Raw genomic sequence first — 12,314 nt, 5'->3', positions numbered from 1 at the left:
CGGGGAGCGGCTTCCGCCGCCCCCCTCCCGCTGGGATCGTCTTATTTATTTCGCCTCATAGACCGCCTTCATGCCCTTATAGGTCATGTAGCAGTCCAGCTTGGACACCGTCTCGAAGGGGGCGTGCATACTGAGCACCGGTACGCCGGCGTCCAGCGTGTCGATGTCCCGCTCGGCCATATAGCAGGCCACGGTGCCGCCGCCGCCGGCGTCCACCTTGCCCAGCTCGGCCATCTGCCACATCACGCCGTAGTCGTCCAGCACCCGTCTGGCATAGGCCACCACCTCTGCGGAGGCGTCAGACGCGCCGGACTTGCCCCGGGCGCCGGTGTACTTGCACAGGCCCATGCCGTAATTGATGCGGGCGCTGTTGCGCTTTTCATAGACCTCGGGGAAGTTGGGGTCGAAGGCGGCGGTCACATCGGCGGACAGGCAGAAGGACTTCTCATAGCAGGTCTTAAGCATCACCCGCTGGCTGTCGCACAGGTCGGACATAAAGGTGTCGAAGGCGGCGGACTTCATGCCGGACACGCCCTCGGAGCCGATCTCCTCCTTGTCGGCCAGCATGCACACGGCGGTCCTGCGGGGGGCGCCCGTCAAGTCCAGCAGGGCGGCCAGGGAGGCGTAGGCACACACCCGGTCATCGTGGCCGTAGGCTCCGATGAGAGAGCGGTCGAAGCCGATGTCGCAGGCGTGGAAGGCCGGCACAGCGCACAGCTCGGCGGAAATAAAATCGGTCTCCGTGATGCCGTACTTCTGATTGAGGAGGTCCAGAACGGCCAGCTTCACCCGTTCGGCGCCCTCGTCGTCCTTGAAGGGACGGCTGCCCACCAGGAGGTTGAGGTTCTCGCCGGGGATGGCCTCGCCCAGGGGCTTTTTGGACTGCTCCGCCCCCAGGTGGGGCAGCAGGTCGTCGATGGTAAACAGGGGGTCCCCTGCCCCGGCGCCGATAGCCACCTTGACGCTGGAGCCGTCCTTGAGGGCGATGACGCCGTGGAGCTCCAGGGGGATGGTCACCCACTGGTACTTGCGGATGCCGCCGTAGTAGTGGGTCTTGAGGAAGGCCAGCTCGGCGTCCTCGTACAGAGGGTTCTGCTTCAGGTCCAGACGGGGGGAGTCGATGTGGGCGGCGCCGATGTTGACGCCCTCGGCCAGGGAGGCGGTCCCCACCACGGCCAGCATGATCGCCTTGCCCCGGTTGACCCGGTAGAGCTTGTCGCCGGGCTTGATCTCCATCCCGCGGACAAAGGCCCGGAAGCCCTTGCTCTCGGCCAGGGCCACCACCGTATCTACCACCTCGCGTTCGGTCTTGCCGTTATCCAGGAACTTCTTGTAGTCGTCGCAGTAGCCCTTCATGGCGGCCTCGTCGGCGGGGGTCAGACGGTCATAGCCGTTCTTGGGGCTGCAGCACAGGGCTTCCCGGCGCAGCTCGCCGGGGGTCTTTTTCTTGTCTTCCATGGGTTAACCCTCCAGTTTCATTCTAATATGGTGAGAAAAAGGGCCAGCGCCCGGGCCCCGAAGGTCTCGGGCGTGTCGTCCTCGTTGTTTTCCAGTACATAGTCGCAGCTCTCCCGGAAGAAGGACTCCGGTTTCTGGGCGTTCACCCGCTTGCGGGCGTAGTCCTCCGGGATGCCCTCCCGGGCCATGATGCGCCGCACCCGCAGCTCCGCCGGGGCCACCACCGCCACGGTGGCGTCGCACTTGGTCCCGAAACCGCTCTCCAGCAGGGCAATGGCGTCGATGGCCGCCGCCGGACGGCCCTCCTGCTCCGCCTCCCGCAGCCTGCGGTCCAACTCCGCCTCCATAAAGCGGTGGGTTATGCCGTTCAGGTCCGCCAAAGCCGCAGGGTCGGTGAACACCACGCCGCCCAGCTTCTTGCGGTCTATTTTGCCCGTTTCATCGCAGATATCCCCAAATCGGCCGGTCAAAGCCTCCCGCAGCGCACGGCTCTGCTCCAGCAGGTCGTGATACACCGCGTCCGCGTCCAGGATGCAGGCTCCCAGGCTGGTGAGCACGTTGAGCGCCGTGGTCTTGCCCGCCCCGGTGGGGCCGGTGATGCCGAGGATCTTCATACAAACGCCTCCGTTTGTCCGGAGGACTCCCGCAGCCGAACGACCAGCCCCGGCGCCATAGCCAGAGTCCACATGGCAGGTCCCCCTCTCCTTTGCTACAGCTCGATCCGCTCCACGGGTCCGCCGTGCTCCCGCACCACTCGCTCCAAATCGTCGGGCGAGAGCACCACGGTGGCGGTGTTTTCATTGGGGTGGACTCCCACCAGGGGCAGCTCCCACAGCCCGGCGTCCAGCAGCACCGTCACCGCCCGCGCCTCGTCGTTGAGTACGCCGAAGGGGGTGACGGAACCCCTGGTGAGACCCAGATGCTCCTCCAGCCGCTCTTCAGAGGCAAAGCTTAGCCTGACCCCCAGGCGGCCGCCCAGGGCCTTCAGATCCGCCTTTTTGTCCTTTGGCAGCACCGCCAGAAAAAACTTCTTCCCCTTGGCGTCCCGGAGGAAGAGATTCTTGGCGATGATCTCCGGCCGGGGCAGGTGCAGCGCATCCATCTCCTCGATGGTGAACACCGCCGGATGCTCCCACACCTGATAGGGTATGCCGGCAGCCTCCAGCGTATCATAAACCTTTTGCCTGACGTTGTCTAGCATATCGCACCTCTGCGCTTCAAAATATAGGCATAGTTGAGGAAGCGGGGGCTGCGGGTTCGGATGTCCTCTTCCGTCACACCCTCCAGCAGGGCGAGTTCCTCCAGCAGACCCCGGCAGGCCGCACCCCTTCCCAGGCCCTTGCCGCTGATCATATCCTGCCAAAGTCTGCCCTCTTCGGGCTGTCCCGGCACCCGCCAGCACCGCAGGTCCATCTCCGGGAAGGGGGCGTCCGCCGGGCGGCCGTCCAGGTTCAGCCACTCCAGCACCTGGCCCCGAAAGCGGACCCGCTCGGCCGCCGTGGGCTGATAGGGCGTCAGGCCCCGGTCCCGCTCCAGACACGCCATCACCTCCGCCAGGGGGCGGGCGTTGGGTGTGACCCGCCCAGCCGCCCGGTCCAGAAAGGCGTCCCACTCCCGATAATCCGGCGCCCTGCCGCAAATCGGGGCGGAGGCGGTGGGCTCGTCCCGGTCCAGGTCGATGATGTGAAAGCCCGCCGCCTTGTTGAGCCGGTTGGTGATGGCCAGACCGATGCCGTGGTCGTCGGGGCACTGGGCCCAGATTCCGGTCACGTCGGTATGGTCAAAGCGGCGCAGGGCGTCAAAGACCCTCCTCGCCTGCTCGGCCTTGTCGGCCGCGGGGCCGAGCCGCTCCACCGGCAGTCCCTCAAACAGAGGGGCGTACTCGTCGAAGCAGATCATCCCCTCGCCCTCCCGGACGTGCCTGGCGATGAAGATCGCCCCGGCGGAGGGCTCCCCCTTCACCACCGTGACGGGGGCCTTGGGGGCGTAGTGGCGGTACTTCATGCCGGGAGCCCGGGGCTGCTCTCCCGCCCCCATGAGCCGGGTCACCGCCGGGTCCACCGCCACCTCCCCCAGCGCCGCCCGGAGCTGCTCCAGGGTGACGCCGCCGGGGCGCAGAAGCCGTGGCGGCGTCACGGTCAGATCCACGATGGTGGACTCCACCCCCACGGAGCAGGGCCCGCCGTCTACGATACCGTCGATTTTACCGTCCATATCCTCCAGCATATCGGCGGCGCTGGTGGGGCTGGGCCGCCCCGAGGTGTTCCCCGAGGGGGCCGCCACCGGCAGGTCCGCCGCGGTAAGGATGGCCCGGGTCACCGGGTGGTCGGGGCAGCGCATCCCCACCGTCTCCAGGCCGGCGGTGGTCACGTCGGGCACCATCTCCCGCCGCTCCAGGATCATGGTCAACGGACCCGGCCAGAACCGCTCCGCAAGCGTATAGGCGGCGGCCGGGATATGTTTGCAGTACCGCTCCAGCCAATCCATCGCGGGGACGTGCAGGATGAGGGGGTTGTCCTGTGGCCGGCCCTTGGCCTCAAAAATGCGCCGGACCGCCGCCGGGTCCAGGCCGTTGGCCCCCAGGCCGTAGACCGTCTCGGTGGGGATTCCCAGCAGGCCGCCCCGGCGTATGATGTCGGCGGCGGGTCCGATCTCCTCCGCCGTGAAGCGCCTTGTCTCCAATCCGGTTCACCTGATTTCCGCGTTATTCGTAGATGCCCACGGGCACGCCCGCCAGCTCGATGGTGGTGTCCGGGGCGAACCGGGCCCGCTGGAGGTAGCTCTTGACGGCCATGATGCCATATTTGGGGTTCATGCGCTCGTCCTCCAGCTCCAGCTCCACGTAGTCCGCGCCGGAGCCGGTGAGCCAGCCGTCGTCCTCCAGAATGTCGTCCAGCCCGGCCTTCAGGCTCTCCAGGGTCATGTCCGTGGGCAGAGACTGGAAGTGAATCCGCAGTTCCATGGGTGTTTCCTCCTTAACCGCCCTGTTCCTGGTGCTTCAGGCGCTCCGCCTGATCCGCCGTAATGAGGGCGTCGATGATCTCGTCAATGTCTCCATTCATCACGCTGTCCAGCCGGTAGAGGGTCAGCCCCACCCGGTGGTCGGTGAGCCGTCCCTGGGGAAAATTATAGGTGCGGATGCGCTCGTTGCGCATGCCGGTGCCCACCTGGCTGCGGCGCTGGCTGGTGACGGCATCGGCCTGCTCCCGCACCTTCTCCTCATAGAGCCGGGAGCGCAGAATCTGCATGGCCCGGTCCCGGTTCTGGAACTGGCTGCGCTCCTGCTGGCACTCCACCACCGTGCCGGTGGGCTTGTGGATCAGGCGCACGGCGGAGGAGGTCTTGTTGACGTGCTGGCCCCCCGCGCCGGAGGAGCGGAAGACCTGCATCTCGATGTCGGCGGGGTTGAGGGCAAAGTCCACCTCGTCCACCTCGGGCAGCACCGCCACCGTGACGGTGGAGGTGTGAATGCGCCCGCCGGACTCGGTCTCGGGCACCCGCTGGACCCGGTGGACGCCGCTTTCGAATTTCAAGCGGCTGTAGGCCCCGTCCCCCTGGATGGTGAAACAGATCTCCTTCACGCCGCCCAGCTCGGTCTCACTGACGCTGTCCACCTCCACCTGCCAGCGGCGGGATTCGGCGTACATGCAGTACATGCGATAGAGGGAGTTGGCAAAGAGGGCGGCCTCCTCGCCGCCCACCCCGGCCCGGATCTCCACAATGACGTTCTTGGCGTCGTTGGGGTCCCGGGGCAGCAGCAGAATCCGAATCTCCTCCACCAGCCGCTCCAGGTCAGCCTTGGCCGCCTGGTACTCCTCCTGAGCCAGCTCCTTCATGTCCGGGTCGCTCATCAGGGCCTGGGCGTCGGCCAGGTCCTTCTGCCGCCGGACGTAGGTCCGGTAGGCGGTGACCACCGGCTCCAGATCCCGCTGCTCCTTGTTGAGCCGGGCTACCCGGGTCGGGTCGTCGTAGGTCTCCGGCGCGGCCAGACGGGCCTCCAGCTCGGCATACTGCCGGTCCAGGGCCTTCAGCTTCTCTTCTAACATACGTTCCTCCTCAGCCCGGCCGGTCCAGCAGCCAGGATTTCACCAGGGCCAGCGGCTCCCGGAAAAACATCTGCACCGCCGACGGCGCGTGGCTCACCGGCGCGGCCAGAACGGACAGGGTATAGGTCCCCGGCCACACCCGCTCCCATAGCATCCGGATGCGGGTCAGGTGGAAGCCGCTGGACACCAGCAGAATCTGTTCTGCGGGCGCTACTGTCCCGTCCTGAAACAGCGTCAGGGTATAGTTAATGTTCTGCCAGGTATTCCGGGACCGGTCTTCCTTTACGATCCGGGAGCCGTCCACCCCGTGCTCCGTCAGGTAGTCGTACATGCATTGGGCCTCGGAGACCGGCTCGTCGTCCCCCTGGCCGCCGGTGACCACCACCGTCATCTCAGGATGCTCCTCCAGATAGGCCAGAGCGGTGTCCAGTCGGTCCTGCAGCAGCACCGACGGTCCCCAGGGCTTCACCTGGCAGCCAAAAACCACCATCACCTGTGGTTCCCCCTGGAGTTGGTCCCGGCTGCCGGATAAGATCAGCGCCTCCAAAGCGCCGAATACCAAAGCGCCGGCCAGGAGCAGGCACAGTAGCACTCTGGGCAGCCAGCGCCTCCGCCGCCCGCCGTAGGGACGGTATACCCCTTTTCGTCTCATTCCGCCTTCGCCTCCTCCAGCTCCGCCGCCAGGCCCTCCCAGACCGCATAGAGGTGGGCGATCTCGTCCTCCAGTGCATCCCGCCGGGCGTAGAGCTCGGTGAGCCGGAGATAGTCGCTGGCGGCCTCTTCGATCTCACAGGTCAGGTCGTACATCTGCTCCTCCGCCCTGGTGACGGCCCGCTCGGCGGCGTTGACCTCTTTTTCCAGATTCTTGGTGCCGCCGGTGCGCCTGGGCTTCTCCTTTTTCGGCGGCTCCTCCTTTACCGGCGCGGTGGGCGGCAGGCCCCTGGTCCGCCGCTCCTGAAACTCGTTGTACTCGGCAAAGGTGCCCACGAAATCCGTGATGTGCCCGTCCTCCAGCATCCAGATGCGGTTGGCGAACTGGTGGATGAAGTAGCGGTCGTGGGAGACAAAGAGCAGGTTGCCGCCGTAGTCGGCCACCGCCTCCTCGATCCACTCCCGGGAGCTGAGGTCCAGATGGTTGGTGGGCTCGTCCAGGATGAGCAGGTTGATCTTCTCATCCATAAGCATACACAGCCGCAGCCGGGACTGCTCCCCGCCGGACAGGGCGGAGACGGGCTTGAACACGTCCTCTCCCCGGAAGTTGAAGGCGGCCAGCCGGTCCCGGGCCTCCTGGGTGGAGCAGCCCAGGTCGTAGAGCATGGTATCCACCAGGCTGCGCTCCGGGTGGTCGAAATGGATGATTTGGGGCAGGTAGCCCAGCCGGACGGTGGGGCCCATACGGACCTTGCCGGTGTCGGCCTCCTCCTCCCCCAGAAGGATCTTCAAAAGGGTGGACTTACCCGTGCCGTTGTCCCCCAGCAGGGCGATGCGCTCGCCCCCCTCCACCAGCAGGTTCACGTCCGAGAAGAGCCGCCGCCCATCGAAGGACTTGCTGAGGTCTTTCACCACCAGGACCTCGTCCCCCCGGAACTCCCGCTCTCCAAAGCGGATGTCCAGCTTCCGCTCCTTCCTGGGCCGGTCGGTCTGGCGCAGGCGCTCGATGCGCTTTTCCATGGAGAAGGCCCGCTTGTGGAGCTTGTCCGCCCCCATGAAGGCCCACAGGTGCAACTTGTCCGCCGCCTCCTGGAGCTGCTCGATCTTGGCCTGCTCCTTTTCATACTGCTTTCTGCGCTCCTCGTAGCGGCGCTCCTTCTCCTCCACATAAAAGCTGTAGTTGCCGGAATAGAATTCCGCCTTTCCGTCCACCAGCTCAATGACCCGTGTGACCACCCGGTCCAGGAACCAGCGGTCGTGGGAGATGGCCAGCACGGTGCCCTTGAACCGGGCCAGGTAGTCCTCCAGCCACTCGGTGGCCCGCAGGTCCAGGTGGTTGGTGGGCTCGTCCAGCAGGAGGATGTCGGTGTCCTCCAAAATGAGACGGCCCAGGTTCACCCGGGTCTTCTCCCCGCCGGACAGGCTGGAGAAAAGCTGCTCCCGCATGTCCCGGGAGATCTGCAGACCGTTGCACACCTTGTTGAGGGGGGTCTCCACGTCGTAGCCGCCTCCCGCCTCGAAGGCGGCCACCAGGTTGTCGTAGCGCCGCAGCAGGGCCGGGTCGTCCTCCCCGGCCTCCATGCGGCGGGTGAGGCCCGCCATCTCGCGCTCCATGTCCCCCAGCCGGTCAAAGGCGGAGCGGAGCACCATGTCCACGGTGTGGCCCGCCGGGTAGACGGGGATCTGAGAGATGAGGCCCAACCGCTTGCCCGGGGCGATGGAGACCTGGCCCCCGTCGTGGTCCAGCTCCCCAGTGAGGATCTTGAACAGGGTGGTCTTGCCCGCCCCGTTCTTGCCCAGAAGGCCCACCCGCTCCCCGGTGTCCACCTGGAAGGAGAGGCCGTCCAATATTTTGTTGCCAACCTCAAACTCTTTCCTGAGGCTTGACACGGAGATGTCTATCATTCGTTTACTCCCGCCGTCTGTTGTGGTATGATAACAACAGACCGATATCTTTGATTGGAGGGTTTCTACGATGGATGCCATTCGCTGGCAGGGGAATTCCCTTGCGCTGCTGGACCAGACCCGGCTCCCGGTGGAGGAGGTCTGGAACACCTATACCGATTACCGGAAGGTGGCGGACGCCATCCGCCGTCTGGTGGTGCGGGGCGCGCCCGCCATCGGCGTGGCGGCGGCCTATGCGCTGTGCCTGGCCGCCATGGAATATAAGGGCCAAAACCCGGAGGAATTCCAGAAGAGCATGGCGGCAGCCTCGGCGGAGCTGGCCGCCAGCCGCCCCACCGCCGTCAATCTGTTCTGGGCCCTGGACCGGATGGGCCTGGCCCTGGGGGCGGCGGGGTGCGGTGCAGAGGCCCTGCCCATCCTGATCCGGGAGGCCGAGGCCATCCACCGGGAGGACGTGGCCATGAACCGGGCCATCGGCGCGGCCGGGGCGGCGATCGTCCCCCATGGGGCCCGCATCCTCACCCACTGCAACGCCGGGGCCATCGCTACCGGGGGCTACGGCACCGCCCTAGGGGTGGTGCGCTCGGCCTTTACCCAGGGCAAGGTGGAGATGGTCTACTGTGACGAGACCCGGCCGCTTTTACAGGGGGCCCGGCTCACCGCCTGGGAGCTGGTGAAGGACGGCATCCCCGCCACCCTCATCACCGACAACATGGCCGCCAGCCTGATGGCCCAGGGGAAGATCGACCTGGTGCTCCTGGGCTGCGACCGGATGGCGGCCAACGGGGACTTTGCCAATAAGATCGGCACCTACGGCGTGGCGGTGCTGGCCCACTATCACGGCATCCCCTTCTATTCGGTGCTGCCTTCCAGCACCATCGACCTGTCCATCCCCGACGGCAGCCACATCCCCATCGAACAGCGGGAAGCCTCGGAGGTCACCCACTTTGCCGGGGTGCGGACGGCGCCGGAGGGCGTGGGGGTCTATAACCCCGCCTTCGACGTGACGCCCCACCGGCTGCTCACCGGCATCATCACCGAGAAGGGGGTCATCCATCCGCCCTTTGCTGAGCAGCTCGCCGAGCGGTTCGGCTGAGCCGCTACGGCTCGGGCGTAATGCTCTTCAGATAGGACACGATCTCTTCAAACGCCATCCCACGGGAGGCCTTGACCAGCACGGTCGTATGGGGCTGAAGCTCCTGCTGCAGTGCGGCCCGGGCCTCCTCTTTCGTCTCAAACCAGTATACCCCGGGGACCAGGGCCTCCTTGGCGGCAGTATAGATGTGCCGGGCCAGGGGGCCGACGGCCACCAAACAGTCGATGCCCGCCCTGCCCAGATAGGCGCCCACACCGGCGTGGAGGGTGGGGGCCAGGGGCCCCAGCTCGAACATATCGCCCAAAACGGCGATCTTATAGGTCCCGCCGGTCTTGGACAGGACCTCCACCGCCGCCCGCATGGACTGGGGATTGGCGTTGTAGGCGTCGTCCAGGATGGTGATGCCGTCCCCCCGGCGCAGGATGTTCATGCGCATCTTGGTGGGGGCGAAGCGGAGCACGCCCCGGGCGATCTCCTCGCCGGTCATGCCGAAGTGCTGTCCCACCGCCGCGGCCATCAGGGTGGGGTAGAGCATGTGGTTGCCCAGAGCGGGGATCTCCACCGGAAAGCCCCCCTCTGGGGTGTCCACCCGGCAGTCCACCTTGTGCTCCCCGTCGCTCCATACCTGGCTGGCCCGGTATTCCAGGCCCTCCGCCGTACCGCAGAACACGGTCTGGAAGGGCAGCCCGCCCCGCAGGGTGGTCAGCAGCGCGTCGTCTCCGTTGAGCACCGCCAGCCCCCCCGGCTTCATGTGGGAGAAGATCTCGCATTTGGCCTTGAGGATGTTCTCCCTCGAGCCCAGGTTCTCGATGTGGGCGTCCCCGATGTTGGTGATGAGGGCCACGTCGGGCTCCACGATGCCGCTGAGGTACTCGATCTCTCCAAAATGGTTCATCCCCATCTCCAGCACACAGAGCTCATGCTGGCGATTGAGCCGCAGCAGGGTCAGGGGGAGGCCCACCTCGTTGTTGAAGTTGCCCTCGGTCTTGAGGACCTTAAACTTCTCCCCCAGCACGGCGGCCACCATGTCCTTCGTGGTGGTCTTGCCCACGCTGCCGGTGACGCCTACGAAGGGGATCTTGAACTTCTGCTTGTAATGCCGGGCCAGATCCCGCAGGGCCTTCTGGGTGGAGGACACCTTGATGTAGAACTTGCCGGGCAGATAGGTCTCCCGCTCCCGCTGGGTGAAGCAGCCCGCCGCCCCGCCGGTGAGGGCGTCGTGGATGAAGGCGTGTCCGTCGAACCGCTCCCCCACCAGGGGGATGAACAGCGCGCCGGGGTCGGGCTCCCGGCTGTCGGTAAACACATGGGTGACGGTCCGGTCCAGGTCGTCGAACGTCCCCAGGAGCTTGCCTCCCACGGCCTCAGCGATCTCTCGAACGGTAATGGGCTCCATAACAGTCCCTACTTTCCCTGTTTTCTGGCCTCCAGGGAGGCGGTGATGATGCGCTCGCACAGCTCCGGATAGCCGATGCCCACGGCGGCGGCCTCCTGGGGCAGCAGGCTGGTGGGGGTCATGCCGGGCAGGGTGTTAATCTCCAAAAACCAGGGCGTGCCGCCCTCGTCCAGAATGAAGTCGGCCCGGGAGTAAACGCTCAGGCCCAGGGCGTGGTAGACCGTCAGGGTGGCCTGGCGCAGCTTTTCCTCGACCTCCGCCGGGATGGGGGCCGGACAGACCTCCACCGCCGCGCCGGGCTGGTACTTGTTGGCATAATCGTAAAAGCCCTGCTTGGGGATGATCTCGATGGAGGGCAGGCCCCGGTCCTCCAGGACGCCCACCTGGACCTCCCGGCCCCGGACGTACTGCTCCAGCACGCAGTGGCCGCCGAAGCGCAGGCCCTCCAGCAGGGCGGCGTGGAGCTCCTTCTTGTCGTGGGCGATGGAGACCCCGATGGAGGAACCGCTGTCCACCGGCTTGACCACGCAGGGCGCCGGGGTGGTGCTGGTCAGGCGGTCCACATCAGCCTCGGTGTAGCGAACGGTCCGCCACTTGGGGGTATCCACCCCCAGGCCGGAGATGAGCCGCTTGGTCAGGTCCTTGTCCATGGCCAAAGCGGAGCCCAGATAGCCCGCGCCGGTATAGGGGATGCCCATCAGATCGAAGGCGGCCTGGACCCGGCCGTCCTCGCCGCACTGGCCGTGCAGGGCCAGGAACACCACGTCGGCCAACGCGCACAGCTCCAGCACGCCGGGGCCGAACTGGCTCTTGCCCTTCCACTTCCGGGCAGCCTTCACCTGCTCCAGATCGGGAGCCTCCCGCTGTACCCGTCTGCCCGCGCCGGACAGGGGCGCGTCAAAATAGGCCTCTGTTGGGCCATTGTAGTCCTCCAGACCGAAGTACAGATCCACCAGCGCCGCCCGGTGTCCCCGGCTCCGCAGGGCCTCGGCGATCATGGTGCCGGAGGAGAGGGAGACATTGCGCTCCGGGCTCAGTCCCCCGGCCAAAACAACAATTTTCATAGGAAACTCCTTTATCAAGAGAGATATTACCATTGTACGCCTGATTTTTTATTTTACCACAGCCGGAAAAGAATCTCAATCCTAACCGCAACAAACGCCGGGCCGGAGGCAAAGCTCCGGCCCGGCGCTCTTTGGGGTGCATGGAGGGCTCACTCGTCGCGCCGGACCATGTGGATGTGGTCCTCCCACACCCCGTTGATCCGCAGGTACCGGACGGCCAGCCCCTCCTCCTGGAAGCCAGCCTTTCGGGCCACGCCCAGGGAGGCCGCGTTCCGGGGCATAATGTTGGCCTCAATCCGGTGGAGCCCCAGCACGGTGAAGGCGATGCGGACGGCTTCCTCCACCGCCTCGGTCATATAGCCCCGGCGCAGCAGCCCGCCGTCCAGCTTGTAGCCCAGAAAACAAGACTGAAAGGCCCCCCGGACCAGATTGTTGAGTCCCACCAGGCCCACAATCCGCTCCGGCGCCTCCCGCAGGGCGAGGTAGAAGCGGTAGGAACGGTCCTCCTCCGCCAGCCGCGCCTCTTCCGTCAGCAGGGAGCGCTGCCCCTCCTGCGTGAAGAAGCTCTCCTCCCGCGCCGGCTCGAAAGCGGCCAGAAAGGTCCGGTTCCGGCGATAGTAATCCACCGCCGCCCCGGCCAACTCCGGTCCGGCCGGCATCAGGCGCAGCCGCCGCGTCTCATAGACTGGCTGCACCGG

At 66.0% G+C, this 12,314-nt stretch carries 12 protein-coding genes; 1 reads left to right on the top strand and 11 read right to left on the bottom strand.

Annotated elements, in window-relative coordinates; genetic code table 11:
- Positions 1 to 45: 45 nt before the first annotated feature.
- The 8 genes from B3H64_RS03140 to B3H64_RS03105 all read right to left on the bottom strand — a co-directional run bounded on the left by B3H64_RS03140 (position 46) and on the right by B3H64_RS03105 (position 8,060).
- Positions 46 to 1,458 carry an aminopeptidase gene (locus tag B3H64_RS03140; protein ID WP_050617882.1) on the bottom strand — a complete coding sequence of 471 codons (1,413 nt, stop codon included), beginning with the start codon at positions 1,456 to 1,458 and terminating at the stop codon, positions 46 to 48.
- Positions 1,459 to 1,475: 17 nt separating this feature from the next.
- A complete protein-coding gene (gene coaE / locus B3H64_RS03135) occupies positions 1,476 to 2,072 on the bottom strand; it encodes a dephospho-CoA kinase (protein ID WP_050617881.1) in 597 nt (198 codons plus the stop codon).
- Between the two features lie 95 nt (positions 2,073 to 2,167).
- The gene (locus tag B3H64_RS03130) at positions 2,168 to 2,659 is read right to left on the bottom strand and encodes a prolyl-tRNA synthetase associated domain-containing protein (RefSeq protein WP_050617880.1); all 492 of its coding nucleotides are present in this window, start codon (positions 2,657 to 2,659) and stop codon (positions 2,168 to 2,170) included.
- Positions 2,653 to 4,140 (bottom strand): L-threonylcarbamoyladenylate synthase, encoded by a 1,488-nt coding sequence (locus B3H64_RS03125; RefSeq protein WP_286732869.1) that lies wholly within the window; start codon positions 4,138 to 4,140, stop codon positions 2,653 to 2,655. The genes B3H64_RS03130 and B3H64_RS03125 overlap by 7 nt, the downstream gene beginning before the upstream one ends.
- A 22-nt stretch (positions 4,141 to 4,162) precedes the next feature.
- Positions 4,163 to 4,420, bottom strand: a complete 258-nt coding sequence (locus B3H64_RS03120) for a hypothetical protein (protein WP_050617879.1) — start codon at positions 4,418 to 4,420, stop codon at positions 4,163 to 4,165.
- A gap of 13 nt (positions 4,421 to 4,433) precedes the next feature.
- The gene (prfA, locus tag B3H64_RS03115; RefSeq protein ID WP_050617878.1) at positions 4,434 to 5,504 is read right to left on the bottom strand and encodes a peptide chain release factor 1; all 1,071 of its coding nucleotides are present in this window, start codon (positions 5,502 to 5,504) and stop codon (positions 4,434 to 4,436) included.
- Positions 5,505 to 5,514: 10 nt separating this feature from the next.
- A complete protein-coding gene (locus B3H64_RS03110; RefSeq protein WP_050617877.1) occupies positions 5,515 to 6,156 on the bottom strand; it encodes a YdcF family protein in 642 nt (213 codons plus the stop codon).
- The gene (locus tag B3H64_RS03105) at positions 6,153 to 8,060 is read right to left on the bottom strand and encodes an ABC-F family ATP-binding cassette domain-containing protein (protein WP_050617876.1); all 1,908 of its coding nucleotides are present in this window, start codon (positions 8,058 to 8,060) and stop codon (positions 6,153 to 6,155) included. The genes B3H64_RS03110 and B3H64_RS03105 overlap by 4 nt, the downstream gene beginning before the upstream one ends.
- A gap of 70 nt (positions 8,061 to 8,130) precedes the next feature.
- Here B3H64_RS03105 and mtnA point away from each other — a divergent pair, with 70 nt between their 5' ends.
- Positions 8,131 to 9,156: an S-methyl-5-thioribose-1-phosphate isomerase gene (gene mtnA, locus B3H64_RS03100; RefSeq protein WP_050617875.1), complete on the top strand. Its 1,026-nt coding sequence runs from the start codon at positions 8,131 to 8,133 to the stop codon at positions 9,154 to 9,156.
- Between the two features lie 4 nt (positions 9,157 to 9,160).
- Here mtnA and B3H64_RS03095 read toward each other — a convergent pair whose 3' ends face one another.
- The 3 genes from B3H64_RS03095 to B3H64_RS03085 form a co-directional block, all read right to left on the bottom strand.
- The gene (locus B3H64_RS03095; protein WP_278894877.1) at positions 9,161 to 10,552 is read right to left on the bottom strand and encodes a UDP-N-acetylmuramoyl-tripeptide--D-alanyl-D-alanine ligase; all 1,392 of its coding nucleotides are present in this window, start codon (positions 10,550 to 10,552) and stop codon (positions 9,161 to 9,163) included.
- An 8-nt stretch (positions 10,553 to 10,560) separates the two neighbouring features.
- Positions 10,561 to 11,616 (bottom strand): D-alanine--D-alanine ligase family protein, encoded by a 1,056-nt coding sequence (locus B3H64_RS03090; protein ID WP_238074741.1) that lies wholly within the window; start codon positions 11,614 to 11,616, stop codon positions 10,561 to 10,563.
- A gap of 149 nt (positions 11,617 to 11,765) precedes the next feature.
- Positions 11,766 to 12,311: a GNAT family N-acetyltransferase gene (locus B3H64_RS03085; RefSeq protein ID WP_286732863.1), complete on the bottom strand. Its 546-nt coding sequence runs from the start codon at positions 12,309 to 12,311 to the stop codon at positions 11,766 to 11,768.
- Positions 12,312 to 12,314 lie beyond the last annotated feature (3 nt).

The sequence above is a fragment of the Intestinimonas sp. UBA1698 genome, assembly GCF_002320075.1.
GTDB lineage: Bacteria > Bacillota > Clostridia > Oscillospirales > Oscillospiraceae > Intestinimonas > Intestinimonas massiliensis.
The sequence above is the reverse complement of the archived record's forward strand: the minus strand, read 5'-3'. Positions and strand labels throughout refer to the sequence as shown.